At 67.8% G+C, this 26,211-nt stretch carries 22 protein-coding genes; 12 read left to right on the forward strand and 10 right to left on the reverse strand.

What is annotated here, in order from left to right:
* Positions 1–15 precede the first annotated feature (15 nt).
* Complete coding sequence (locus AC1DP9_RS26735) at positions 16–2,898, reverse strand: M16 family metallopeptidase (RefSeq protein ID WP_477108966.1); 2,883 nt, start codon at positions 2,896–2,898, stop codon at positions 16–18.
* A gap of 154 nt (positions 2,899–3,052) precedes the next feature.
* On the opposite strand from AC1DP9_RS26735, the gene AC1DP9_RS26740 reads away from it, so the two are divergent.
* Genes AC1DP9_RS26740 through thpR form a run of 3 tightly spaced genes read left to right on the forward strand, consistent with a single transcriptional unit; the run spans position 3,053 to position 5,691 of the window.
* The gene (locus AC1DP9_RS26740) at positions 3,053–4,579 is read left to right on the forward strand and encodes a DNA-3-methyladenine glycosylase 2 family protein (RefSeq protein ID WP_477108967.1); all 1,527 of its coding nucleotides are present in this window, start codon (positions 3,053–3,055) and stop codon (positions 4,577–4,579) included.
* Positions 4,576–5,127, forward strand: a complete 552-nt coding sequence (locus AC1DP9_RS26745) for a methylated-DNA--[protein]-cysteine S-methyltransferase (RefSeq protein ID WP_477108968.1) — start codon at positions 4,576–4,578, stop codon at positions 5,125–5,127. Before AC1DP9_RS26740 ends, AC1DP9_RS26745 begins: the two co-directional genes overlap by 4 nt.
* A gap of 9 nt (positions 5,128–5,136) precedes the next feature.
* Positions 5,137–5,691, forward strand: coding sequence for an RNA 2',3'-cyclic phosphodiesterase (thpR, locus tag AC1DP9_RS26750; protein WP_092301653.1), 555 nt, complete (start codon positions 5,137–5,139; stop codon positions 5,689–5,691).
* Here the strand turns inward: thpR and AC1DP9_RS26755 are convergent.
* Positions 5,672–6,310, reverse strand: a complete 639-nt coding sequence (locus AC1DP9_RS26755) for a LysE family translocator (protein WP_477108969.1) — start codon at positions 6,308–6,310, stop codon at positions 5,672–5,674. The genes thpR and AC1DP9_RS26755 overlap by 20 nt on opposite strands.
* Positions 6,311–6,440: 130 nt before the next feature.
* On the opposite strand from AC1DP9_RS26755, the gene AC1DP9_RS26760 reads away from it, so the two are divergent.
* Positions 6,441–7,310: a LysR substrate-binding domain-containing protein gene (locus AC1DP9_RS26760; protein WP_477108982.1), complete on the forward strand. Its 870-nt coding sequence runs from the start codon at positions 6,441–6,443 to the stop codon at positions 7,308–7,310.
* A 191-nt stretch (positions 7,311–7,501) separates the two neighbouring features.
* Complete coding sequence (locus AC1DP9_RS26765; protein ID WP_092301647.1) at positions 7,502–8,296, forward strand: flagellar brake protein; 795 nt, start codon at positions 7,502–7,504, stop codon at positions 8,294–8,296.
* 31 nt (positions 8,297–8,327) lie between these two features.
* Here the strand turns inward: AC1DP9_RS26765 and AC1DP9_RS26770 are convergent, their stop codons facing one another.
* Together AC1DP9_RS26770 and AC1DP9_RS26775 are read right to left on the reverse strand one after the other, a co-directional pair.
* The gene (locus AC1DP9_RS26770; protein WP_092301644.1) at positions 8,328–9,176 is read right to left on the reverse strand and encodes an IclR family transcriptional regulator domain-containing protein; all 849 of its coding nucleotides are present in this window, start codon (positions 9,174–9,176) and stop codon (positions 8,328–8,330) included.
* Between the two features lie 272 nt (positions 9,177–9,448).
* Entirely contained in the window at positions 9,449–11,821 is a 2,373-nt protein-coding gene (locus tag AC1DP9_RS26775) for a patatin-like phospholipase family protein (protein ID WP_477108970.1), read from the reverse strand.
* 224 nt (positions 11,822–12,045) lie between these two features.
* Here AC1DP9_RS26775 and AC1DP9_RS26780 point away from each other — a divergent pair, with 224 nt between their 5' ends.
* Positions 12,046–12,246 (forward strand): oxidoreductase-like domain-containing protein, encoded by a 201-nt coding sequence (locus AC1DP9_RS26780; protein ID WP_092301641.1) that lies wholly within the window; start codon positions 12,046–12,048, stop codon positions 12,244–12,246.
* A gap of 10 nt (positions 12,247–12,256) precedes the next feature.
* Positions 12,257–13,087, forward strand: coding sequence for an NAD-dependent protein deacetylase (locus AC1DP9_RS26785; RefSeq protein ID WP_477108971.1), 831 nt, complete (start codon positions 12,257–12,259; stop codon positions 13,085–13,087).
* 16 nt (positions 13,088–13,103) lie between these two features.
* Here AC1DP9_RS26785 and AC1DP9_RS26790 read toward each other — a convergent pair whose 3' ends face one another.
* The 3 genes from AC1DP9_RS26790 to AC1DP9_RS26800 all read right to left on the reverse strand — a co-directional run bounded on the left by AC1DP9_RS26790 (position 13,104) and on the right by AC1DP9_RS26800 (position 14,481).
* Complete coding sequence (locus AC1DP9_RS26790) at positions 13,104–13,691, reverse strand: DUF1439 domain-containing protein (protein ID WP_477108972.1); 588 nt, start codon at positions 13,689–13,691, stop codon at positions 13,104–13,106.
* A 91-nt stretch (positions 13,692–13,782) separates the two neighbouring features.
* Positions 13,783–13,986, reverse strand: a complete 204-nt coding sequence (locus AC1DP9_RS26795; RefSeq protein ID WP_092301635.1) for a SlyX family protein — start codon at positions 13,984–13,986, stop codon at positions 13,783–13,785.
* Between the two features lie 63 nt (positions 13,987–14,049).
* The gene (locus AC1DP9_RS26800) at positions 14,050–14,481 is read right to left on the reverse strand and encodes a VOC family protein (RefSeq protein ID WP_092301632.1); all 432 of its coding nucleotides are present in this window, start codon (positions 14,479–14,481) and stop codon (positions 14,050–14,052) included.
* A 286-nt stretch (positions 14,482–14,767) separates the two neighbouring features.
* Between AC1DP9_RS26800 and AC1DP9_RS26805 the strand changes: the two genes are divergently transcribed.
* A complete protein-coding gene (locus AC1DP9_RS26805) occupies positions 14,768–15,289 on the forward strand; it encodes a helix-turn-helix domain-containing protein (protein WP_477108973.1) in 522 nt (173 codons plus the stop codon).
* A 156-nt stretch (positions 15,290–15,445) separates the two neighbouring features.
* Positions 15,446–16,771, forward strand: coding sequence for an argininosuccinate synthase (gene argG / locus AC1DP9_RS26810; RefSeq protein ID WP_092301629.1), 1,326 nt, complete (start codon positions 15,446–15,448; stop codon positions 16,769–16,771).
* A 53-nt stretch (positions 16,772–16,824) separates the two neighbouring features.
* Here the strand turns inward: argG and AC1DP9_RS26815 are convergent, their stop codons facing one another.
* Entirely contained in the window at positions 16,825–18,081 is a 1,257-nt protein-coding gene (locus tag AC1DP9_RS26815; RefSeq protein ID WP_477108974.1) for an SGNH/GDSL hydrolase family protein, read from the reverse strand.
* Positions 18,082–18,183: 102 nt separating this feature from the next.
* Here AC1DP9_RS26815 and AC1DP9_RS26820 point away from each other — a divergent pair, with 102 nt between their 5' ends.
* From AC1DP9_RS26820 to AC1DP9_RS26830, 3 genes are all read left to right on the forward strand, one after another.
* Complete coding sequence (locus AC1DP9_RS26820) at positions 18,184–19,098, forward strand: LysR family transcriptional regulator (RefSeq protein ID WP_477108975.1); 915 nt, start codon at positions 18,184–18,186, stop codon at positions 19,096–19,098.
* Between the two features lie 172 nt (positions 19,099–19,270).
* Positions 19,271–20,308, forward strand: coding sequence for an aldo/keto reductase (locus tag AC1DP9_RS26825; protein WP_477108976.1), 1,038 nt, complete (start codon positions 19,271–19,273; stop codon positions 20,306–20,308).
* 349 nt (positions 20,309–20,657) lie between these two features.
* A complete protein-coding gene (locus tag AC1DP9_RS26830) occupies positions 20,658–23,696 on the forward strand; it encodes a transglycosylase domain-containing protein (RefSeq protein WP_477108977.1) in 3,039 nt (1,012 codons plus the stop codon).
* On the opposite strand, the gene AC1DP9_RS26835 is transcribed toward AC1DP9_RS26830, so the two are convergent.
* Positions 23,658–23,909, reverse strand: coding sequence for a GlsB/YeaQ/YmgE family stress response membrane protein (locus AC1DP9_RS26835; RefSeq protein ID WP_092301614.1), 252 nt, complete (start codon positions 23,907–23,909; stop codon positions 23,658–23,660). The genes AC1DP9_RS26830 and AC1DP9_RS26835 overlap by 39 nt on opposite strands.
* A 122-nt stretch (positions 23,910–24,031) precedes the next feature.
* The gene (gene fusA / locus AC1DP9_RS26840; protein ID WP_092301611.1) at positions 24,032–26,137 is read right to left on the reverse strand and encodes an elongation factor G; all 2,106 of its coding nucleotides are present in this window, start codon (positions 26,135–26,137) and stop codon (positions 24,032–24,034) included.
* Positions 26,138–26,211: the final 74 nt, after the last annotated feature.

Raw genomic sequence — 26,211 nt, forward strand, 5'->3', positions numbered from 1 at the left:
CCTTATACCAGCTTCCTAGGGCTTTGATGCGTCTGGCGGCTCGATTGCCGCCGCCGGAGCCGGCATGCCGACCGGCGCCACCGCCCCCGTGGTGGCGCCAAAGTCTCCCGCGAAGGCCTGCGTCAGCCCGGCCGGCGTGAGGTAGCGGCGGATGGCGTCGTTCACGGCGGCAGGCGTGGCAGCGCGAATGCGAGCCTCCACTTCGGCCGTATGGGCCATGGTGCGGTCCAGGAACAACTGATTGGCGAGCGCGCCGGCCAGCGCGCCGTCGCGTGTGCGGCTCATCATGCCTTGCTGGAGCAGGCCGCTCACGGCCTCCGCCAGCTCGGCGTCGGAAATACCGTCACGCGCAAAGCGTGCCATTTCCTCGTCGATGGCCTTGCGCAGCCGGCCCTGGTTCTGGGGGGCGTAGGCCGCCCACAGGCCGAAGCGCCCGGCCCGATCCAGCGCGCCCACCGAGATCGAACTCGACGCCCCGTAGCTGATGCCGTCCTGCTGGCGCAGCCGGTCCGCCAGGCGGCTGCGCATGCCGGTGCCGCCGAGCACGCGGCTGGCGACCAGCAGCAGGGGGTAGTCGGGCGAACCGTCGACGAGGTCGATCGGCAGCGACGCCAGATAGACCGCGTTGGCCTTCCCCGGCGTCTCCAGCGTGAAGCTGGCCGCCGGAATCGCGTAGAACGGGCGCTCCAGGCGTTCGAACGGCACCTGCGCCCGCCAGTCGCCGAACAGGGCGGTGGCCTGCCGCACGGCCTCATCGGCATCGAAATCGCCGACCAGCGCCAGTTGCGCGTGCTCAGCGCCGTAGAAGCGCGCATGGAACGTGCGGATCTGCGCCGGGGTGACGGCGCGCAGCGCGGCGATGCTTTCGTCGAAGGTGGGGGTGTAGCGCGGGTCCTCGGGCGGGTACGGGTTGCCATGGCGGCCTAGTGCGTTCGGCGCCAGCGCGTTGGGCTGGCGTTGCTGGCTCTCGATGCCGGCGACACTGCTCGCGCGCAGCGTCTCGAACTCGCTGGCCGGGAACGTCGGCATGCGCAGCACCGTGCGGAGCAGCGCCATCAGGTCCGGCAGGTACTGGCGCCGCGTCTCGAAACGCACCGTCAGCCGCTCGGCGTTGCCCGAGATCGACACACTGGCCTTGAGCGCCTCGAAGCGGTCGGCAATGCGCTGGCGGTCGAACGCGCCGGCGCCACGGTCGAGCATGCCCGCCGCGAGCGACCCCACCGAGGACTGGCCCTGCAGCGCCTGCGTGTTGCCAAAGCGCAGGACCAGCGTGCCGTTGACGGCCTCCCCGCGCGTGGGCTTGGACAGCAGCGCCAGCTGCATGCCGTTGGGCAGCGTCTGGCGCACCGTGTGGGCGTCGATATTGGCCGGGCTTGGGTCGAACGTCGGCACCGGCGCGGCGGCCGGGCGGCCCGCGTAGTCGCGCACCAGCGCGGCCACGTCGGGCGCCTTCGGCACGTTGGCAAGCTGCGGCTTGTCGCCGGGCAGGAATTGTCCGACGGTGCGATTGGTCGGCCGCAGGTACAGGTCGGCCACGCGCTGCACGTCCGCCAGCGTGGCGGCCTCCACGCGGTCGCGGTCGAGCAGGAACAGCCGCCAGTCGCCCTTGGCGATGGCTTCGGACAGCAGCACGCCGTACTGCGCCGGATTATTCAGCACCTGCTCGTAGCCGTTGCGCACCCGCGTGCGCGCCCGGTCGAGTTCCTCCTGGGTGACCGGCCGCGTGGCCAGCCCCTCCACCTCGGCCAGCAGGGCGGCCCGCACGGCGTCGAGCGGGCGATCCTTGCTCGTGCCGGCCGCGAACACGATCAGCCCGGGGTCCTTCATCCCTTCGAACCGGCTGGTTTGCCATGCGGCCTTGTGGGTCTCCACCAGCGCGTGGTGCAGCCGCCCGCCCGGCGTGTCGGAGAGGACCAGGGACAGCAGGGTCAGCGCGGCGGTGTCGGGATGGGCGCCGGGCGCCACGTGGTATTGCACGGCGACGATGCTGCTGTCGCCGGGGCGCGTCAGCGTCAGTTCGCGCGCGCCTTCCTGCGGCGGCTCCACGGTGTACTCGGTCGGCAGCACGCGTGTGGGGCGCGGAATCGGCCCGAAGGCCTGCTCGATGCGCGTCAGCGTGGTGGCGGGGTCGAATTGCCCCGTCACCACCAGCACGGCGTTATCCGGCTGGTAGTAGCGGCGGTAGAACGCCTGGAGGTTCTCGATGCCCACATGCTCCACGTCGCTGCGCGCGCCGATCGGCGCCTTGCCGTAGTTGTGCCATCGGTAGGACGCCGCGTTCATCTGCTGCAGCAGCATCCGCATCGGATTGTTCTCGCCGATCTCCATCTCGTTGCGCACCACGGACATCTCGCTGTCCAGGTCCGTGCGCGAGACAAAGCTGTTGACCATGCGGTCCGCCTCCATCTTCAGCGCCCAGTCGAGGTTGTCCTCGCTGGCGGCAAAGGTCTGGAAGTAATTGGTACGGTCCTGCGACGTGGTGCCGTTGTACTGCATGCCGCGCCGCGCGAATTCCGTCGGAATCGTCTTGCCCGGCAGCGATGGCGTGCCCTTGAACAGCATGTGCTCCAGCAGGTGCGCCATGCCGGTTTCGCCGTAGTTCTCGTGCCGGCTGCCCACCAGATAGGTCATGTTGACCGTAGTGGTGGGCTGCGCGGCGTCCGGCGCCAGCAGGATGCGCAGGCCGTTCGGCAGCCGGTACTCGGTGATGCCTTCCACGGCGGCCACGCGCGTGGCCTGGAGCACGGGGGTAGCGCCCGGCGCGGTGGCGGGGGCCGGCGACTGCGCACGGGCGGCGCTACGCGTAGGCGCGGCAAGGGCTGGCGGGGCCGGCAGGGCGGCGGCCAGCGAGACAGCAACCGCGACAAAGGCGGCAAAGGCAGCACGACGGCGAAGCATGACGTCCTCGGACGATGAAGAGTGATGCGATTCTAGCCCCGTGGCACCATCCCGGAACGCGTGGGGCCGCACTTTCAGAATCGGGGACAGTTGTCTCAGGCGAATGTCCGATTCCAGCGTATTTCCCGGCGCCGGAAGCGGTAGGATGCTTCCCATGAACCTCGATCCCGACACCTGCTACAAGGCAGTCGCCTCGCACGACCGGCGCTTCGACGGACGGTTTTTCGTCGGCGTGTCGTCCACGGGCATCTATTGCCGGCCGATCTGCGCGGTGCGCACGCCCCGGCGCGAGAACTGCACGTTCTACGACACCGCCGCCTCGGCTGAGAAGCACGGCTTCCGGCCCTGCCTGCGCTGCCGGCCGGAACTGGCGCCCGGGCACGGGCTGGCCGATATTTCCGGGCGGCTCGCGCAGGCGGCGGCCACGCTGATCGACGAAGGCTTCATGGCCGAGGCCGGCGTGGCGCAACTCGCCAAGCGCATCGGGGTGACGGAACGTCACTTGCGGCGCCTGTTCGATGCGCAGTTCGGCGTCTCGGTACTCGAATACGCCCAGACGCAGAAGCTGCTGCTGGCCAAGCGGCTGCTGACCGACACCACGCTGCCCGTTACGCAAGTGGCGCTGGCGGCGGGTTTTGGCAGCGTGCGGCGCTTCAACGACGTGCTGCGCCAGCGCTACGGCCTGACGCCGCTCGCCATGCGCCGCCGCGCCGCCGAGGGCATGGCCGACCAGCTCGTGTTCGAGCTGGGCTACCGGCCGCCGCTGGCGTGGTCCGCGCTGCTGGCCTTCCTCGGCGTGCGCGTCGTGGATGGTATCGAACAAGTACGAGGCGATGTCTACCTCCGCACGCTGGCCGTTGACGTGGGCGCGCAGCGCCACCTCGGCTGGGTGCGGCTGGAGCATGTGCCGAAGCGCACGGTGCTGCGCGTGACGCTCTCCGGCACGCTGGCCCACGCGATTCCGCAATCCCTCGGCAAGGTGCGACGGCTGTGCGACCTGGGCTGCCGGCCAGACGTGGTGGATCGCCATCTGGGCGACCTCGCCGCCGATGTGCCGGGCATGCGCCTGCCGGGCACGTTCGATGGCTTCGAGATTGCCGTGCGGGCGATTGTCGGCCAGGTGATTTCCGTGATCCAGGCGCGGCGGATTCTCACGCGGCTGGTGGCACTGGCTGGCGAGCCTTTGCCGCCCGAGGCACTGGCCGGGCTGCCCGCCTTGGCCGGCCAGCCGCCGCTGACGCACGTCTTCCCGACCGCGCAGGCGCTGGCCGACCTGCCCGACGAGATCTACCGCGAGGCCGGCGTGACGCCGGGCAAGCTGCGCACGATCCGCGCGCTGGCGCTCAGCATCGTCTCAGGCGACATCGCGCTCGATCCGCTTGCGCCGCCCGAGGAGACCGTGGCCCGGCTGCGCGAGATCGACGGCATCGGCGACTGGACCGCGCAGTACATCGCCATGCGCGCGCTGGGCTGGCCGGACGCCTTTCCGGCCACCGACTACGCGCTGCGCAAGGTGCTCGCCGTGAGCACGGTGCGCGCGATGCACGACCGTACCGCGCATTGGGCGCCGTGGCGCGCCTACGCGGCGATTCATCTCTGGCATCGCTATGGCACGCCGCCCGCGTCCGGCGAGCCCATGGAAGAAGTATCCGAAGATCACAGCAAGGAGCAGGCAGCATGACCAGCTATCAAATCATCGACAGTCCTCTCAGGGAAATACTATTGCGGGCCGACGACGGCGCGCTGACCGGCATGTTCTTCTCCGGGCAGAAGTATTACCCCGCCGGCGCGCCCGCGACCTATATCGCATCGGCGGCCGACCAGCGCGTGCTGGACCAGGCGGCGCAAGAGCTGGTCGCCTATTTCGACGGCGCGTTACAGACCTTCGCGGTGCCCATCCGCTTTATCGGCAGCGCCTTTCAGCAGCGCATCTGGCAGGCGCTGTGCGACATCGAATTTGGCGATACATCGACGTACGGGCAGCTTGGCGCCGGCCTCGGGCTGCCACCGGCGCACTCGCGCGCGGTGGGGGGCGCCGTCGGGCGCAATCCGCTCTCGGTCATCGTGCCTTGCCATCGGGTGCTCGGTGCGTCGGGCGCGCTGACCGGCTATGCCGGCGGCGTGGACCGCAAGCGGGCGCTGCTGCGGCTGGAGGGCGTCCGGGGCGTGGATCTCGACGTGGTGGCGCCGCGCGCGCAGGGCTTGCAGTCGGCGCTGGCGTTCGGCTGATTTCTGGCTTTGGCCCGGCTGTTCATCGCCATCGACACCCCGCCCGCTGTGGCGGCGGGCCTGCTGCATACGCTGCCCGTGCATCGCGGCGTGCGGCCCGTGCCGCCCGGGCAGTTGCACCTGACGCTGCGATTCCTTGGCGATCAGGACGAAGACTGTGCCGCGCGTATCGGCAAGGCGTTGGAGGCCATGCAGGCGCCGCCGTTGACGATGCAGGTCCAGGGCGTCGGGCGCTTCCGAGGCGGGCAGGGCGCCGTGCTGTGGGCCGGACTGGCGCACGATGATCACCTGACCGCGCTATTCGACGACATTGAGGCCGCGCTGGCCGACGTCGGCATCGCGCGCGAGCGCCGTCGCTTCCATCCGCACCTGACCGTGGCGCGCTGCCGTCCGGGCCTGCCGGAGGCGGTGCTGCGCGACTGGCTCGCCGCGCAGCACGACCTGACCCTGCCAGCGTGGACCGCCGACCGCTTCGTCCTGTTTGAGAGTTTTCTGAGCCCGGAGGGCGCGCGCCATGTGCCGCGCGCCGCCTACCCGCTGGCCGCTATCGCCCCAGGTTGCTGAGCCCCAGCGCCACCCCCAGCCCGCACAGCGCCGAGCCGAGCGTCTTGTCGATCAAACCCTGCCGGCGCAGCATCGCGGCGCGCAGCGGCGCCGCGCCGAAGCCCCACGCCACGAGGCTGAACCACGCCCAGTGCGCCACGGACATGAACAGCCCGTAGCCGAGCTGCACCGCCCACGGGGTATGGGCATCCACCACCTGCGTGTAGGTGCTGACCACGAACAGCGTGGTCTTGGGATTGAGCGCATTGGTCAGGAATCCCATCCGCAGCGAAGCCCAGGCGGAGAGCCTGGGCGCCTCGCGCGCGTTGTCCCCGGTATCCACCGTCAGCGGCGTGCGGTTGCGCAAGGTCTTGATGCCGATCCAGATCAGATAGGCCGCGCCGAGCAGCTTCACCGCCGTCAGCCAGCCGTGCGCGTGCTCGATCAGCATCGCCACGCCGAACATGGTGTAGCAGACGTGCACCTGCACCCCGAGCGCGATGCCCAGCGCGCATAGCAGCCCGGTGCGCCGGCCGAACAGGTAGCTGTTGCGCGTGACCATGGCGAAGTCGGGGCCGGGGCTGATCACGGCAAGGACGGTGATGCTGGCGACGGCCAGCGCTTCGGCAAGGGGTGACATATCGGTCAGTTTTCCGGTTCGATGGGAGGAGGGTCGCGCCGCCATTTTCGCCAGGGGGAACACGCCAGACAACCGATATATACTCGCCGAAAATGGTGAGAAAACCTGACAGATGAGCGATTTGCCGCCGATGCACTGGCTGGGCGCGATCCGGTTCTTCGAGGCCGCCGCGCGGCTTGGCAGCTTTGTGCGCGCCGCTGACGAACTCCACCTGACGCACGGCGCCATCAGCCGCCAGATCCGCCAATTGGAAGAGGCGCTGGGTGTGCCGCTGTTCGAGCGCCGGAACCGCGCGGTCTTCCTCACCGAGGCCGGCCGCACGCTCCACGCTGCCGCCACGCAATCTCTGGCCGGGCTGGCGGAGGCGGTCGCCCGGATCCGCGCGCCGGCGCCCCGGGCCGCGCTGGTGCTGTCGTGCGAGCCGACCATCGCCATGCGCTGGCTGATTCCAAGGCTGTCGCGCTTTGCCGACGCTCATCCGGACATCGCGCTGCACCTGATGGCGGCGGGCGGGCCGATCGATTTCCGGAGAAGCGGGGTGGATGTAGCGCTGCGCCGCAACGATTTCCCGTTCGATGCGCGCTGGCACACGCGCGAACTGGCGCTGGAGCGCRTCGGGCCGGTCTGCCGGCCGGACCTGGCCACGGCTGACCCGGCGGCGGTCACGCGCCTCCACACCCGCACCCGGCCCGATGCCTGGCAACGCTGGCAGCAACTCAAAGGGGATGAAAAAACCGGTCCCACCGTCCAGATCGGCCGGTCAGACCCGTGGTATGAACACTTCTACCTGAGCCTGCAGGCGGCTGCGGCCGGCCTGGGCTGGGCCATGGCGTCGCGGCTGATGGCGGCCGACGAACTCGCCGATGGCCGGCTGGCCGCGCCGTTGGGGTTTGTACCGGACGGGTCGTCCTACCACCTGATTTCGCCGGCGCCGTTCGCCCAGGATGCCCGGCTGGAGGCCCTGCACGGCTGGCTCCGCGCGGAGATGGAAACCGGCTGAAAAGGCCTTGCAACCGCTACCCCCCGGAAGTCGGTTGCTAAAGTTACGTCGTATTTTGCCGAAGGCCTAGGCATGACTTGCGCCATCCCCGGGCGGCGCTTACCATGCGGCGCTGGCCGCCGCCAGATCCACAAGCGTTGCCCGCCCCAGGCAAGACGGCGAGTAACCACTTTCGACGTAGCGTATTCCCCATGAGTGTCCAAGATTCCCGAGGGCCCGAGCAGGCCCAAAACCGGTCCCAGATCGAGGGCGAACCTGACGAGCAGGAAGGCTCGCATTCGGACGAACGCTACCGGCTCACGCATAGCTCGCAGATCGGCACGGTCCTGCGCGACCTGGCCTGGCAGAAGTGCCTGCTGAACGTGCGTTCGGCGCGCGGCTCTGAGATCGTGACGTCGATCCTGCACGTGGATCCGGCCAACCGCACCTTTATCTTCGACTGGTGCCGCGCGGATGCGGAGCGCCAGGCGCTGATGGCCTCGGACAAGAATGCGTTCTCGGGACTGCTGCGCGGCGTGCCTGTGAACTTCGTGGTCGGCGTGCCCGGCGCCACGCGCTTCGAGGGCGGGCCGGCCTTCATCGCCGATTTCCCGGACAAGCTCTACCACTTCCAGCGCCGCCGCCATTTCCGCGCGCGCACGCTGCTGACCAAGGGCTACCGCTGCCAGATCCATCTGCCGGAGACGGCCGACAAGCGCACGCTGCACCTCGATATTGCCGATCTGTCGCTGTCCGGCGCGGGCCTGCGCTCGCGCTCGGTGGGCGCTGACCAATTGCCGGTGGGCACGGTCGTCAAGAAGTGTGTGCTGGATTTTGCCGAACTGGGCCGGCTGGAACTGGACATGCAGGTGGTGGGCCACTGGCTGGTCGGCTTCGACGACAACACCGTGCACCACTACGGCTGCGCCTTCCTGAACCCGGATGGCCGCATGGAGAACTTCCTCCAGCGGCTGGTGTTCCAGCTCGAGCTGGCGCACCGGGGCTGATTTTTCGGCATCGCCCCCCTGATCGGGACGCTTAAGTCCCGATCAACTTCCCGATGGCAACGGCGGCCTCCCGCATGGGGGTCAGCAGCCGCGCCACCATCTCCGCCTCGGACACCCGGGTGGCCTTCACGCTGACGCTGATGGCCGCCACCACGGTGCCCGAGAGCGACCGCACCGGTACGGCAATCGCCCGCAAACCCGGTTCCAGTTCCTCGTCGATCAGCACGTATTCCAGTTCCCGTGCGCGCCGGAAGGCTGCTTCCAGTTCCGTGCGCGAGATCTTGGTCTGCAAGGTGCGCGGACGCAGTTCGGCATGTTCGAAGAACGCCTCGAGCACTGCCTCGGGCTGGTGGGCCAGCAGCAGCCGGCCCGTGGACGTGCAATAGGCCGGCAGCCGGCTCCCCATTCCAAGTGCGTGAGTCAGCACACGTTGCACTTCCGAGCGCACCAGGTAGAGGATGTCCGTGCCGTCGAGAATGGCCAGGGCCGAGGTCTCGTGGATGCGCGTGCTCAGGTTGTCGAGAATGGGCTGCGCGGCCGAAACCAGCGACGTCGACGAGAAATACGCGTGCCCCAGATGGAGCACGCGCGGCCGCAGCGCGAAGTGCCCATCCTGCTGGCTCACATAGCCGAGCTGCTCCAGCGTATAGAGACAGCGCCGCACCGAGGCGCGCGACAACTGCGTGCGCTGCGCCACCTGCGAGATAGTGAGTGGGCGCTTGCGTTCGGAGAAAGCCTCCAGCACCGTCAGGCCGCGCGCCAGCGACAGCATGAAATTCGGGTCGCCGGCGAAGCTGGACAGGATGTCGGCCGGCGGCCGGGCGGCGCGGACGGAGTCGGCCTGTGCAGGCTTGAGACTGATGGGGGCGGGGGCGTCCATATGGGAATTCGGCAGGAAATACGATGCGGGGGGCGTTCGATAATCGCGCATCTTAACGTCCCACGGCGGGGCCTGCCGGGATTCGCCCAAAAAAATGTCGCCGATTGGGGCGGCGACTGGGTAAGGGGTGTCGTCCGGGACGGGGGTCCCAACGACGAGGCCAGTATAGGCAGCGGCACTTCCTGCCGACATGCCACCTCGGTGGGGGTTGGCCGTAGCGCACTTTGCGCTAGGGCCGTCACATCTCCGCAGGATTTGTCCCCTGAGTGTCCCTAAGGCTTGCCCAGGAACAGGTAGAACGCGTACTGACCGCCTGCAGCGCGGCCATAGGCGAGGTAGAACGGCCCGATCGGGCTGTCCAGGCCGAGGAAGGCGGCCCCCGACTTGAGCACCCCGGTGGGGTTGCCCGGTACCAGCGGATCGCCTACGCGGCCGACCTCCAGCGAGAACCCGGCGTAGACCCCTTCGAGGAAGGTCTGCCGCACGAGCTTGTTGTAGTAGACCATCCGCGCGAACTGGATATTGCCGCCAATCAGCTGCCCGGTGGAGTAGCCGGACTGCTGCAGGAAGCCGCCCCACTGGAACATCGCGTACGGCGGCAGCGCCGGCCCGCCCAGGTTGGAGCCGGCCCGCACGCCAAAGTTGATGGTGTTGTTGCCGAAGGAGTGCGCATAGGTGGCCGTCAGGTCGCCCTTGGTATAGGTGTCGGTGGCGCCCATTGCGCCTTGCGACGAGTAGACGTTCATCGTCGCCCCGTAGCCGAAGCGCGGGAAGTTGATGCTGTCGACCTGATCCACCAGTATCCGGGCCGTGAAGGCACGGCGCTCGATGCTTTCATGGCCCGGGTCCAGGAACGCCGGCCCGGTGGAGAGCGACGCGTTCTGGTGGCCGAGCACGAAGCCCAGGCGTCCCTCGCCATATTTGGTGATCTGCGTGCCCACGTCCAGCGCCAGGTCCGTGCGGCGCAGGTCGTACTGGGCGATGCGCTGGGTGCCGCTGAATACATTGATGGGGCGGCGTTCCAGTTCCACGCGCGGGGCGACGAAGAACAACTGGCGGGTGTCGAGCGGCTGGTAGAACTCGCTGGTCAGGCTGGAGGTCTGGCCCACCTGGGCGTCCGTGCGCCATTCGGCGCCGAGCGAGTTGATCCACGTGCGGCGGTAGCTCGCCAGCAGGTTGAAGTAGGCGTCGCCGCGGAAGTCGGAACTGAGGCCGAGCCCGAAGCGCAGGTAGTTGGGCCCGTACGATTTCTCGATGGCTTCCACGCCGAGCACGCGCTTGCCCGGTTCCTCGAGGAAGCGGTAGTTCACGTGCTCGAAGTCGCCGGTGCCGAACAGCCGGCGCATGTCGCGGTCCAGCGTGGCCTGCGAGATCGGCTCGCCGGGGTGGGTTTCCATCGTCGCGGCGGCAAACCCGGGGCTCACGCGCTCCATCGGCGCGAAGCGGATTTCGTCCACGGGGCGCAGGTCCGGCGGCGCCAGGTTGCGCTGCGCGGCGCGCAGGGTGGCGTATTCGTCGGGCGGAATCGCCAGCGCGGCGAGCCGGGTGTGCTGGCGCCGGGCGGCTTCTTCGCCAATCGGAATGGTCTTGGGCAGGTGGTCGAAGTCGCCGGCGGAGAATTCGCCGAGTTCGGGCAGGATCAGGATGTCCATGGGCCGCAGCGAGGCTAGCGAGCTGCGCACGTTCTGCTCGGTCAGGATGTTCAGCATCTGGCTGGTCACGCCGATCAGCGAGGTCAGGTCCTCGCGCTTCATCAGCGGCGTGCCGAGGTTGACCGCGATGACGATGTCGGCCCCCATGGCGCGCGCCACGTCCACGGGCAGGTTGTCGGTCAGGCCGCCATCGACGAGCAGCTTGCCCTGGTACTCGGTGGGCGCCACGGCGCCGGGCACGGACATGCTGGCGCGCATCACGTTCGCCAGCTCGCCCTCGGTGAACACCACGGCGGTGCCGGCGACGAGGTCGGTGGCGACGGCGCGGTAAGGAATCGGCAAGGTATCGAAATTCCGATAGCCGGGGGTGTTGGAGAGCTTGCGCAGCACCGTTTCCAGCTGCACGCCGGAGACCGCACCCTTGGGCAGCAGCAGCCCGTCCCCGCGCACGCCAATCTCGGGCGTGAACAGGTTGGTGTGGTCGTCCAGCTTGCGGCGGACGGCCAGATCCTGACGCGGTGGCCGTTCCTTGAAGAGCGCGCTGGTGGACAAGCCGCCGACCAGTTCCTCCATTTCCTTGATGCTCATGCCGCTGGCATACGCGCCGCCGACCAGCGAGCCCATGCTGGTGCCGGCGATGCAGTCCACGGGCACACGCAGTTCCTCGAGCACCTTCAGCACGCCGATATGGGCGGCACCGCGCGCGCCACCGCCGGACAGCACCAGGCAGATCTTGGGGCGGCCCACCGGGTGGGTCTTGGCCGCAGCCCCTTCGACCGTGCCGCCGGGCGTGGCCGGGGCGAGGAGGGCGGGCGCGGGGAACGGCGGATTGGGTGCGGGGACGATGTTGCTGGGGGTGTAGGCGGGCAGGCGGAGGGTCCCGCCCTGCGGCGGCGGCTCCTCGGCCGTGGCCGGGCCCGGCGCGACCGCCAGCGTGGCCAGCATTGCGGCAAGCAGGCTGCACAGGGAAGGGAGTCGCGTCGCAACGCGCATCGCAGCGTATCCGATCATCCACGCCTCAGAGGTGGCCGGCGGCAACCTTGCCACAAGGCTAGCAGCCTGCCGCCGCAATCGTGTGCGCGATGGACCACCTTCGAAACAATTCAACATCGGATTGGAACGATGCAGATCAGTCCGGCGCCGGGAGGGCGGTCCGCGGACCGAACCGGACAGGCGGCATATACTGGCGCCGTAACATTTCCTTCAGGTCTTGAGCCGTGTCTTCCCCCGTTTCCGATGATCCGCGTCCGCTCCCGCCCGAGCGCCCTGGCGACAACGAGTGCTGCCAGAGCGGCTGCGATCCGTGCATCTTTGACTACTACAACGACGAAATGGACCGCTACCGGCAGGAACTGAGGGCGTGGGAGGCGCGCCAGGCTGCGCGCGCCGAGGCCTCTTCTACATCGTCCACCTCGTAACCCCCGGCCGGTGGAAGACCTTCTCGACTTCGTGCAGCGCCATCCGCGCCTGTTTGTGCTGACCGGCGCCGGCATCAGCACGGACTCCGGCATTCCGGGCTACCGCGACGAGCAGGGCCGGTGGCAGCGCTCCGCGCCGATGACCATCACCGCCTTCCTGAGCGGCCACGCGGCGCGCCAGCGCTACTGGGCGCGCAGTATGGTCGGCTGGCCCGTGGCGGACGGCGCGCAGCCGAACGTGAGCCATCGCGTGGTGGCGCGGCTGGGCGATGCCGGGCGCGTGGCCGGGCTGGTCACGCAGAACGTGGATGGCCTGCACCAGCGCGCTGGCAGCCAGGGGGTGATCGAGCTGCACGGCAGCATCGGCCAGGTCATCTGCCTGTCCTGTGCCACGCGCTACCCGCGCGCGGACATCCAGCGCTGGCTGTGGCAGCAAAATCCCGAATTCCGCGATGTGTCGGCCCTGCCGGCGGCCGATGGCGACGCCCATCTGGAATCGCCGCTATTCGACGATTTCTCGGTGCCGGTGTGCGAGCGCTGCGAAGGGCTGCTCAAGCCCGATGTGGTGTTCTTCGGCGAATCGGTGCCGCGCGAGCGCGTGGCGGCCGGGCGGCTGGCGCTCGATGCAGCGGACGCCGTGCTGGTGATCGGCTCGTCGCTGACGGTGTTCTCGGGGTATCGCTTCTGCGTCTGGGCGCACGAGCGCGGCTTGCCGATTGCCGCCCTGAACCTTGGCACCACGCGTGCCGATCCGCTGCTGACGCTGAAGGTGCTCGCGCCGATCGGGCCGACGCTGGCGGCGCTTGCCACCGCGCTGGGGCTGGAAGCCGGGGCGGGTTAGCTCGGACTACCTCGGACTAACGCAGATCGAGCTTCACCCGGATACCGTCCGCCGCGACGGTGATCGCGCCCGGCTGCACGTCCTTGCCGTTGAAGCGCAGCTCCTCGGGCTTGAACGTATAGAGCGGATAGTCCTTCAGCAACTGCTGCGCCACCACCGCGCCGATGGCGTTGAGCTGCTCGTTGTACTGGCTCATGCCCTGCACCTGTACCTGCTGGACCGTGGGATTGTCGAGCAGCACGGCACGCTGCGTGGCGTCGTAGCGCACGCCGCTGTTCAGCGCCAGCGTGCCGTTGACCGGCGGGGACGGCAGGATGGTGTTGCTGATGGCCGCATCCATCTGCGTGGTGATGCGGTTGGTGGCCTCATCCAGCACCAGGCGCGGGTGCGACAGCTGCACGCTCACCAGTTCGCCATAGCGCAGCGTGGTGGGAAAGCGCTTCTCGACGGCACTCTGCAACTCGGCCTTGGTGAAGGTGTACTCGCCCGTCCAGACGTTGTAGGTGGCGTGGGCGAGGGCGAAGCTGCCCAGCGCGGCGACTGCGGCCGTGGCCAGCAGCGCGCGGCGGGCGTGGAAGAAGCGATTGATCAAGGGACGGGCCATGGGCTCGGTTCGGTTGGCATCGTTGCCGGTCAGACCGGGCCCGGGGGGCATCGTTCCTGTGTGATGAGTGCGCCGCATGGCTGCCGCCGCCTCAATAGTGCGGCGGAATCTCATGCTGCGGATTGGACTCGGCGGCGGCCGAGGCACTCGTCCGGACCTGCTGGTACAGCGCCCGGAACTGGGCCTGGAGCAGGTCCAGTTGCTGCTGCTGGCGCGCGACGGCCAGGTTCAGCGTCTCGATCAGGTCTTCCTGGAAGGCGAGCTTGATCTCGAGGTCGGTCAGGCGGGATTCCATGGCATGTCTCCGGTTGGCCGCGCATTTTACGGCACGGCCATGCCGGGACCCTGCCATCGGCGCCTATTCGGCCGCCACCAGGACCATCCAGGTCACGCCGAACTTGTCCGCCACCATGCCGAAGCGCTCCGAGAAGAAGGTCTTCATCGCCGGCATGACCACGTTGCCGCCCGCGCTCAGCGCGCCAATCGTCTTGTCGACCGTCGCGGCGTCCGGCACGGTGATGGAGAGCGCGAAGCCCTGGAAGGCGGTCTGGCCCTTGCAGTCGCCATCGGACGCCATGATCGTGGTGTCCCCAATCTGCAGCGCCATATGCATGACCTTGTCATCGTTGCCGGCACCGGGCCCGCAACCGGGGCTGGCGTCCTGCGGCTCGGGGTTGTCACGGAAGCGCAGCAGCATTTCCACCTTGGCACCGAGCGCGGTCTTGTAGAACTCGGCCGCTTCCTCTGCGCGACCGTCGAAGAACAGGTAGGACTGGACTTTCTTGGACATCGACATCTCCTGGTTTGGCGTTGGCCGGCGATTTGTGTACGCCGTCCACAAGAGACTAGCAAATAAAATGGACAACGTCCACATTGTTACTTTTCGTGTCCGTCACCGCCGGACAGGTTTTCACGCTGGGCACCGGGCTAGGATAGGCGCTCCATGCCAGGGCGACCCGATTTCTTCCCGTCCACAAGCCGCCCTCTTCCCTGGCGTTCGTCACTCCCACCGCAATGAAATCAGCGTCCATTTCGGTTGCTAATTTTATTTGCGGATTACTTAGCGATAAGCTAATATGACGCACTTCCATGAAGTTGACCTTTCCAGACAGGCGCGCCGGGCTTTGAAGGCCATGCCGCGCAACGTTGCCACCCAGATCCGCAGCAAGATCGACACGCTGGCGGGGAATCCGTCTCAATCCGCGCGGGGGCGCCCATCAATGACCGACATCCAATTTATCGAGCAAGATGGCCAGCGGGCCTTTGCAGTCGTGCCGATCGACGTTTGGGACAAGGTGAAGCACCTGTTCGAGGATCTCGACGATGTAGCCCTGTATGACCGTGCCAAGGCGGCCGATGACGGTGTACGCATTCCGGCCGCCGTGGTCGACGCGGAGTTGGCGGGCGACCATCCAGTCAAGGCCTGGCGCGATTACCGTCGCATGACCCAGGAGGCATTGGCCCAGGCGGCCGGGCTCAGCACCCCCTACCTGAGCCAGATCGAAAACCGCAAGCGCGACGGCACCGTGGACGTGCTGCAGCGGCTGGCGCTGGCACTTGGCGTTCCCATGGACCTGCTCGTGGACGACGCCGACTGAGCGCCGAGTGAACCCCGCCCGGGCCCCGCAGTTTGGCGCTACCGCCCGGGCGTGTCACAATTCAAGGTTACGAGTTCGGGCGCCGCATCGGCTGCCGTGTGGGGGTTTCACGCGGGAGCGCCCCAAGAGCCGACAAATTCACCTAGATTTCTGGCGATGACTACCATCCTGCAGCACATTCCTTCCGGCCAGCGCGTCGGAATCGCCTTCTCGGGCGGACTCGACACCAGCGCCGCGCTCCTCTGGATGCGCCAGAAGGGCGCCATTCCCTACGCCTACACGGCCAACCTGGGTCAGCCCGACGAGCCGGACTACGACGACATTCCCCGCCGCGCCAAGGCGTACGGCGCCGAGGAAGCGCGTCTGGTGGATTGCCGCGTGCAGCTGGTGTCCGAAGGCATCGCCGCGCTGCAGTGCGGTGCATTCCACATTTCCACGGCTGGCGTGACGTACTTCAACACCACGCCGATCGGCCGCGCCGTGACCGGCACGATGCTGGTGGCCGCGATGAAGGACGATGGCGTCAACATCTGGGGCGATGGCAGCACGTTCAAGGGCAACGACATCGAGCGTTTCTACCGCTACGGCCTGCTGACCAACCCGGGCCTGCAGATCTACAAGCCGTGGCTGGACCAGCAGTTCATCGACGAACTGGGCGGTCGCGCCGAAATGTCCGAGTTCATGCGCCAGAGCGGCCATGACTACAAGATGTCGGCCGAAAAGGCGTATTCGACGGACTCGAACATGCTTGGCGCCACGCACGAGGCCAAGGATCTCGAGCACCTGAACTCGGGCATCCGCATCGTCCAGCCGATCATGGGCGTGCAGTTCTGGCGCGATGACGTGGAAGTGAAGCGCGAGGAAGTGACCGTGCGCTTCGAGGAAGGCCAGCCCGTGGCCCTGAACGGCAAGACCTTCGCGAACAGCGTGGACCTGTTCATGGAAGCCAATGTCATCGGCGGCCGCCACGGCCTGGGCATGAGCGACCAGATCGAGAACCGGATCATCGAGGCCAAGAGCCGCGGCATCTACGAAGCCCCGGGCCTCGCGCTGCTGTTCATCGCCTACGAGCGCCTGATCACCGGCATCCACAACGAAGACACCATCGAGCAGTACCGCGACAACGGCCGCCGCCTGGGCCGCCTGCTGTACCAGGGCCGCTGGTTCGACCCGCAGGCCATCATGCTGCGCGAAACCGCCCAGCGCTGGGTGGCGGGCGCCGTGACCGGCGAGGTGACCATCGAACTGCGTCGTGGCAACGACTACTCGATCCTGAACACCACGTCGCCGAACCTGACCTACAAGCCGGAACGGCTGACGATGGAAAAGGGCGAATCGATGTTCACGCCGCTGGACCGCATCGGCCAACTGACGATGCGCACGCTGGACATCGTGGACACCCGCGAGAAGCTCCAGACGTACGCGAAGAGCGGCCTGCTGTCGACCAAGACCAGCGCCGCGCTGCCGAAGCTCGAAGACTGAGCGCGGGCAGGCATCGCCAGAAAAGCCGGCAAGGTTGCCCTTGCCGGCTTTTTTCATGGCTGGCGCGCAGGCAACAGCGCGGCGGGGTCGATGGCGCCGGCCATCGCTGCATAGCCCCGGTCGCCAGGGTGGAGGTGGTCGCCGCTGTCGAAGGCTGTCTGCAGGGCGTCCGGGCGGGCCGGGGCGCGCAGGGCGGCGTCGAAGTCCGCTACGGCATCGAAGGCGCCGCTGGTGCGGATCCAGTGGTTCACCTGCTGGCGCAGCGCGTCCTTCTCCGGGCTGGCGTAGCCGTGGATCGGCGACCCTTCCACAGCCAGCGCGCCCGCAAACGGCGTGATCGTGGCGCCGATCACGCGCACCCCGCGCCGGTGCGCGCGGTCGATCAGGGACTGGTAGCCGGCGATCAGGTCGGGGGCGGCGGGCAAGCGGGTCGTCGGCAGGAAAGTCGAGCCGGGCCAGCCGATGTCATTGATGCCCAGCGCGACGATGACCGCCTGCACGCCGGCCACATCGAGCACGTCGCGCTCGAAGCGCGCGCGGCCCGCTTCGCCCATGCCGGCGCGCAGCAGTTGCCCGCCCGAGATGCCCGCGTTGAGGACCGCGATGCCGTCTCCGGCCAGCCGGGCGGCGAGAACGTCAGGCCAGCGCCGGTTGGCGTCGGGCGTGGCGCCGTTGCCTTCGGTGATCGAATCGCCGAGCGCGACGATGACGGGCGCCGGCTGGCGGGCTTCCACCTCGATGGCGGACAGCAGCAGCCTTGCCTGGAAGGTCTCGGGCCGGGGCAGGGCGGCGTCCGTCACGTGGTGGCCATCGGCGATATAGGCGGTCTGCCGGCCATCCCAGTGGAAGGTGGCGATCCGCACCGGCGCCGGCAGGTGGAGGCTGACCGCCACCTCGGCCAGTGCTGGCACCGGCAGTGACACCGGGTCGCTGGTCGCCGTGGCGCCGGGCGGGATGGAGATCGCGGGTTTGCCGGCGAAGGTCACCGCATGATTGGTGGTCGGATCGATCACGCCGCCGCCGGCATGACGAGCGAGCTGGATGGCATCGACAGTCAGCGGCACCCGGCCGTACTGATTGGATAGCACCACGCGCACCCGACTCGCGCCGATGCTGACGCGGGCGACCTGCCGCACCGTGCGGTCATCAAGCCGGGCCGGCAAGCCAGTCGGCAAGGGCAGTTCATCAGGTCGCCAGACCGGTTGTTGGCTGGCCACCCAGGTCGGCACCCATTGCGGGGCGGCCATGGCGGGGCCGGCGGCGATGCAGCCCGTCAGGGCAACCATGCGAAGCAGCGAGTAGGCAGACATCAGAAAACTCTCATCAAAGTGGGAATGGCCCCACTGTCACCTATTCCGATTCGCACGAGAACGCGGCAGAATCGCATATCAATCATTCCAATTAAGAATGACATGGACACCCTCAAGGCGATGCACGTCTTCACCCGCGCCGTGGAGCTGGGCAGCCTCTCCGCCGTGGCGCGTGAGCTGGACAGCACCCAGCCGACCATCAGCAAGACCGTAGCCGCGCTGGAGGCGGACCTAGATGTGCGGCTGCTCGAGCGCAGCACCACCCACTTGCAGCCGACCGAGGCCGGCCGTCGCTTCTATGCCCATGCCCTGACCGTGCTCGACGCCTATGCCGAAGCCACCGCCGATGCGCGCGGCCGGGCGGATCGCCCCGTGGGCAAGGTGCGCCTCAGCGCGCCGGTCAGCTTTGGCGTGCTGCGGCTCAATGCACTGATCCTCGATTTCCTCGCCCGGTATCCGGAGGTCGATGTCGAACTGGTCTTCGACGACCGTTTCGTCGATCTGGTGGAGGCGGGCGTGGACGTAGCGGTGCGGCTCGGCGCGTCGCTGCCGCCCAATGTGGTGGCGCGGCGCATCGCGGTGTCGCCGCGCGGGCTCGTGGCCGCCCCGGGCTACCTCGCGCGCCATGCCCCGGTGCGGCAGCCGGCCGATCTGGCCGGTCACGACCTGCTGCGCTTCACCTGGCTTTCCGCCGGGGACGAGATCGTGCTGACCGATACCCAAGGCAACGTCGCCAAGGTGGACGCGCCGTGCCGCTATCGCGCCAACAACTCGCTGGCCATGCGCGAGAGCTTCCTGGCGGGCGCCGGGTTTGGCCTGACGCCGGCCTGGCTCGTGCAGGACCTGCTCGACACCGACGCGCTGACCCCGGTGCTGCCCGGCTGGCAGGGCCCGGCGCAGGATGCCTATCTGGTCTATCCGTCGCGCCGCCACCAGCCGGCGCGCACGCGGGCGCTGCTGGCCTTCCTGGCCGAGCGGGTACCGGCGCTGCCCGGATTCCACCCCGTGGAAGCCTGAATCGACAGGGGTACTGCCCCGAAGTCACCCGAAAGTGCCCGAAAGCGCCCGAAAGCGCCTCTAGCGCCGCGTCGCCTGCAAGCCGTGCCACATCGGCGCACAATGCGCGCTGGCGGTCGCGCAGGCGCCGCCAGACCCCTTGCTTCGGCCTCGACTACCCTGGGAATTCGCCATGCCAGATTTCACCATGCAGTACCGCCGCCTCGGCGCCAGCAACCTGAACGTTTCCGCCCTGTGTCTGGGCACGATGATGTTCGCCGACCAGACCGACGAGGCCGAGGCCGCCCGCATCGTGGCCAGCGCCCGTGACCACGGCGTCAATTTCATCGACACCGCCGACGTCTACAGCAAGGGCGGCTCCGAGCAGATGGTGGGCCGCCTGCTGATTGCCGACCGCCACGACTGGGTGCTCGCCACCAAGCTGGGCAACCTGATGGGCAGCCGTCCGAACCAGTCGAACTATTCACGTACGTGGATCCTGCGCGAGGTGGAAGACAGCCTGCGCCGGCTGGCCACCGACTATGTGGACATCCTCTACCTGCACCGCGACTTCGCCGGCGCCAATCTTGAGGAACCGGTGCGCGCCATGGGCGACCTGATCCGCGCCGGCAAGATCCGCTACTGGGCCGTGTCGAATTTCCGTGGCTGGCGTATCGCCGAGATCGCCAACCTGTGCGACCGCCTGGGCGTGCCGCGCCCGGTGGCCTGCCAGCCGTACTACAACCTGCTGAACCGGATGCCGGAGGTGGAAATCCTGCCGGCCTGCGAACATTTCGGCCTGGGCGTGGTGCCCTACAGCCCGATCGCGCGCGGCGTGCTGACCGGCAAGTACCTGCCGGGCCAGAAGCCGGACGCAGACAGCCGCGCTGGCCGGGCGGACCGTCGCATGATGGAAACCGAGTTTCGCGAGGAGTCGCTGGTCATCGCCCAGCAGCTCAAGGCGCATGCCGAAGGGCGCGGCATCACGCCGGGCCAGTTCGCCACGGCCTGGGTGCTGGCCAATCCGATCATCAGCAGCGTGATCGCCGGGCCGCGCACGCTGGCGCAGTTCGAGGACTACTTCGGCGCAGTGAACGTCGCGATTTCGGCGCAGGAAGAGGCGCTGGTCGATAAGCTCGTGCCGCGCGGCCATGCTTCCACGCCCGGCTACACCGATCCGAGCTATCCGTTCGGCGGGCGCCCGGTGGCATCGGCGGTGGCATCGGCATAAGCCGGTCAGTGCAAAACTGACATGGCCGCACCGCCCGCGTGTGACGCGCGGGCGGCTCGCGGCGCCCTTGTGGCGTGCCGGCCCGCCACGTGTTGCGTGCCGGGCACGGCGCCGCAAGAAATTCCGTGTTTGAAAGCGTGCGCCAGCCCACTTCGGCATGCCACTCCACGCTGGTTGCTAGTAATATCAATACAGGCCGTCGCACGCCGATGCTGGCGCGGCAGCCTGCAATGAAAAAGCTGGTGGCGCCCCGGAACTGGTGGGCGCAAGCGCAACCGGATGCCGAAACGTGTCACGTCGTCGCTGGATTCTCGCTGGCTTGGCGGTTGCCGTATGTGGCGGCGCCTACATGGTTGTGACCCTCGTCACGCACGAGGTTCGCACGTCGCAATGGCAGGCTCTGTACATGAGCCGGCTGGGCAAGTCGTTGACCTACGAAATCCAGCCCGGCGCGAGCGACAGCATCCGTTATCCCCATTCCGGTCCGTACGACGAGCGCCTGGGCTACGAGCGCCTGCCCGAGTTCGGCGAGCGCCTGCTGCGGCACGGGTTTGCCACGAGCGCGCAGGTGCGCATGTCGCCGGATCTCGTCCGGCTGATGGACGAGGGCATCTTTCCGCCCTACCGAGAGAAAAACCAGGCCGGCCTGATCGTGCGCGACTGCAACGCGCTGACGCTTGCCTTCGAACGCTATCCCCAACGCCAGTACGATAGTTTCGACGCGGTGCCGAAGGTGGTGGTGGCGTCGCTGCTCTACGTCGAGAACCAGAACCTGCTCAATCCCGAGTATCCGATGATGAATCCGGCCGTGGACTGGCGCCGGTTCTCGCGGGCGGTGCTCGACCAGGCCGTGAAGCTGGCCGACCGGCACCACGACTCGGCCGGCGGCAGCACGCTCGCCACCCAGATCGAGAAATTCCGCCATTCGCCCGAGGGGCGGACCCAGTCGATTCCAGACAAGTTCCGCCAGATGACCTCGGCCTCGCTGCGCGCCTATGTCAACGGTCCCGACACCCAGCGCGCCCGCGAAAACATCGTGCTCGACTACCTGAACACGGTGCCGCTCTCCGCGCGCGTGGGGCATGGCGAGATCAACGGCATTGGCGACGGGCTGTACGTCTGGTACGGCGAGGACTTCGGCGAGGTCAACGCGCTGATCCGCAACATGGACCCGCGCCACCCCACCCCGCGCGAGGCCCAGGCGTACAAGCGCGCGCTGTCGCTGATCGTCTCGCAGCGCCGGCCGTCGTATCACCTGCGGCGCGACGATACCAACCTGGACGCGCTGACCGGCAGCTACCTGCGGCTGCTGGCGGCCACCAATACCATCACTCCGGAGTTGCGCGACGCCGCGCTGGCGCAGTCGCTGGACAAGGCGGCCCCGCCGCAGCGGCCCGACCCGGCGCCCTGGGTGACGCGCAAGGCGGTCAACCAGGTGCGTAACGATGTGTCGCACCTGCTGGGCGTGGACAGCCGCTACGCGCTGGACCGCCTCGACCTGACCGTCGACAGCAGCATCAACCGTGAAGTGCAACGCATGGTCACGGACACGCTGCTGCGCATCCGCAACAAGACCGATGCCCACGAGATGGGCCTGTACGGCAAGAACCTGCTGCGCGAGGGCGACGACCCGTCGCGGCTCGTGGCCAGCTTCACGCTGTTCGAGCGCGTGGGCAACGCCAGCCTGGTGCGGGTGCAGGCCGACAATGTCGACCAGCCGTTCGACATCAACGCGGGGGCGCGGCTGAACCTGGGCTCCACCGCCAAGCTGCGCACGCTGGTCACCTATCTGGAAGTCATCAACGAGATCTACGATCGCCACGTCAGCCTGAGCCGGGCCGAGCTGGCCGCGATCCAGGTGCCGCGCCAGGACGCGCTGACCCGCTGGGTGATCGACACGCTGATCAAGGCCAAGACGCCGGCCGAGCGCTCGCGCGGGGCCATCCTCGAAGCCGCGATGGAGCGCAAGTACTCGGGCAATGCCGGCGAGGCGTTCTACACCGGCGGCGGCATGCAGAGCTTCACGAACTTCGAGAAATGGGAGGGCGAGCGCCAGATGACGGTGCGCGTGGCCTTCCAGCATTCGGTCAATCTCGTATTCATCCGGATGATGCGCGACATCGTGAAGTACGAAGTCCACCAGGCCCACCCGGAAGCCACCGCGCTGATGGAAGACCGCAGCGACCCGGGCCGCCGGCCGTATCTGGAGCGCTTTGCCGACGAGGAAGGCAGCTCCTATATGACGGCGTTCTGGCAGCGCTACCGGGGCAAGACTTCGGATGAGCGTTTGAACGTTCTGCTAGGTCGCGTGAAGCAGCCGACGCCCTACCTTGGGGCCGTGCGCCTCTCGGTGACGCTGCTGAGCGCCCGGCCGGCCACCGATTTCGACACCTACGCCGGCCTGGTGCGCGCACGGCTGCCCAAGCAGAAGCAGCCGTCCGAGGAAGACCTGCACAAGCTCTACGACAAGTACGGGAAGGACAAATTCGACCTGAACGACCGGGGCTACCTGTCGCGCATCCATCCGCTGGAACTGTGGATGGTGGAATACCTCGGCAACAACCCGGATGCCACGCTGAGCGAGGTGCTCAAGGCCAGCGCGGACGAGCGGCAATACGTCTACAAGTGGCTGTTCAAGACCCGCAGCAAGCTGGGGCAGGACGCCCGCATCCGCACGCTGCTGGAGAAGGAGGCGTTCGACAAGGTGGCCAAGCGCTGGCAGCGGCTCGGTTATCCGTTCGATTCGCTGACGCCGTCGTACGCCACGGCCATCGGCGCCTCGGGTGACCGCCCGGCGGCGCTGTCGGAGCTGGCCGGCATCATCCTCGGCAATGGGGTGGATGCCCAGCCGTCCACGATCCGCACGCTCGCCTTTGCCGCCGACACCCCCTATGCCACGACATACGCCCTGCGCCCGGGGCCGGGCAAGGTGCTGATTGCGCCGGAGATTGCCGCGCTGGTGCGGCGTTCGATGTTCGATGTGGTGGAGAGTGGCACGGCCAAGTCGATCCGGGGGGCCTTCACGCCGGTCAGCCGGCCGGGGCAGCCCGGCGCGCCGCTGATGATTGGCGGCAAGACTGGTACGGGCGACCAGCGCTTCCAGACCTATGGTCCGGGCGGGCGCGTGATTTCGTCGCGCTCGGTCAACCGGTCGGCCACCTTCGTGTTCCTGCTGGGGGACCGCTATTTCGGCACGGTGACGATCCACGTGCGCGAACCGTATGCGGCGCGCTACGCGTTCACGAGCGCGCTGGCCGTGCGCGTGCTGCGTTCGGTGGCGCCGCAGGTCGCGGCGATGGCCGCCCCGGGCAGCACCACCGCGCTGCAGCGTTGCGGCAAGGAAGGCGCTTCAGTTCTTACGGCGAACCAGGTCGTATATCACCAGTAGCACGATGGCACCGATGACCGAGGCAATCCATCCGGCGGCCTCGCCCGGCTGGTAGTACCCCATCGACCGGCCGATGTAGCCGGCCGCCAGCGCGCCAAGCACGCCCAGCAGGATCGTCATGATCCAGCCCATCTTGTCGTCGCCAGGTTTGATGGCGCGGGCGATGAGCCCCACGACAAGTCCAACCAGCACAGTACCGAGGAATGCCATCATGGTGCGCTCCCGTAGCAGTGGATGAGGCGGCGTGTGGCCGCCGGAGCATCATGCCATGAATCGATGACGGGTGGCGCATGGTGTTCTCCCCGCTCCCTCCGGGAAGGGGAGAACACCCGTGCTCAGTTCTTGCGCGAGCTGATCACCGCCTCGGCCACGTTGGCCGGGGCTTCGGCGTAGTGCTTGAACTCCATCGTGAAGGTGGCGCGGCCCTGGGTGAGGGAGCGCAGCGAGGTGGAGTAGCCGAACATCGTCGCCAGCGGCACCTCGGCGCGCACGATCTTGCCGCCGCCGCCCGCGATATCTTCCATGCCGTGCACCATGCCGCGCCGCGAGGAGAGGTCGCCCATCACGTTGCCGGTGAATTCCTCGGGCGTTTCCACCTCCACGGACATCATCGGCTCCAGCAGCACCGGCTTGGCGCGGCGCATGCCTTCCTTGAACGCCATGGAACCCGCCATGCGGAACGCGTTTTCGTTCGAATCCACATCGTGGTACGAGCCGAACACCAGCGTCGCCTTCACGTCCACCACCGGGTAGCCGGCCAGCACGCCGGCTTCCAGCGTCTCCTTGATGCCCTTGTCCACCGCCGGGATGAACTCGCGTGGCACCACGCCGCCCTTGATGGCATCGACGAAGGCATAGCCGCCGCCCTGCGGCATCGGCTCGAGGTTCAGCACCACGTGGCCGTACTGGCCGCGCCCGCCCGACTGCTTGATGAACTTGCCTTCCACGTCCTTGGCGGTGCTCTTGATGGTCTCGCGGTAGGCCACCTGCGGCTTGCCGACCGAGGCCTCCACGCCAAACTCGCGCTTCATCCGGTCCACCAGGATTTCCAGGTGCAGCTCGCCCATGCCCGAGATGATGGTCTGGCCGGACTCCTCGTCGGTCGCCACGCGGAACGACGGGTCTTCCTGGGCCAGCCGGTTCAGGGCGATGCCCATCTTCTCCTGGTCGGCCTTGGTCTTCGGTTCCACGGCCTGCGAGATCACCGGCTCCGGGAAGGTCATGCGTTCGAGGATGATGACCTTGTCGGGATCGCACAGGGTGTCGCCCGTGGTGGCCTCCTTGAGGCCCACGGCCGCGGCGATGTCGCCGGCGCGCACTTCCTTGATCTCGTTGCGGACGTTGGCGTGCATCTGGAGGATGCGCCCCAGCCGTTCGCGCTTGGACTTGACCGGGTTGTAGACCGTGTCGCCCGAATTCACCACGCCCGAATACACGCGGAAGAAGATCAGCTGGCCGACAAACGGGTCGGTCATGATCTTGAAGGCGAGCGCCGAGAACGGCTCGTCGTCGTTCGGGTGGCGCTCGGCTTCCTTGTCGTCCTCGGTGTGGCCGAGGATGGCGGGCACGTCCGCCGGCGACGGCAGGTAGTCGATCACCGCGTCCAGCATCGCCTGCACGCCTTTGTTCTTGAAGGCGCTGCCGCATAGCATCGGCACGATTTCACCGGCGATGGTGCGTTTGCGCAGCCCGGCCTTGATCTCTTCCTCGGTCAGCGGCTCGCCGCTCAGGTAGCGCTCGAGCAGGTCCTCGCTGGCTTCGGCGGCGGCCTCGACCATCTTCTCGCGCCATTCCTGCGCGGTGGCCTGCAGCGCGGCCGGGATGTCGGTGTACTCGAAGTGCACGCCCTGGCTCGTATCGTCCCAGACGATGGCGCGCATTTTCACGAGATCGACCACGCCCTGGAAATGATCCTCGGCGCCGACCGGAATCTGGATCAGCACGGCGTTGCCCTTCAGGCGATCGGCGATCTGGGTCTGCACGCGGAAGAAGTCGGCGCCCACGCGGTCCATCTTGTTGACGAACGCGATGCGCGGCACCTTGTACTTGTTGGCCTGGCGCCAGACGGTTTCCGACTGCGGCTGCACGCCGCCCACGGCGTCGTACACCATGCAGGCGCCGTCGAGCACGCGCATGGAGCGTTCCACCTCGATGGTGAAGTCCACGTGGCCGGGGGTGTCGATGATGTTGATGCGATGCTCGGGGTAGTTCCCCGCCATCCCCTTCCAGAAGGCCGTGGTGGCGGCCGACGTGATGGTGATGCCGCGCTCCTGCTCCTGCTCCATCCAATCCATGGTGGCGGCCCCGTCATGCACCTCGCCCAGCTTGTGGTTCACGCCGGTGTAGAACAGGATGCGCTCGGTCGTCGTCGTCTTGCCGGCGTCGATATGCGCGCTGATACCGATGTTGCGATAGCGTTCGATGGGGGTCTTGCGGGGCACGGTGATTCTCCGGTTAGGGCACCACGGGCCGTTAGCGTAGCACTTCTACGAATTCCTCGTGCGGTGCCACATGG

Source organism: Cupriavidus sp. 01L43 (assembly GCF_056399925.1).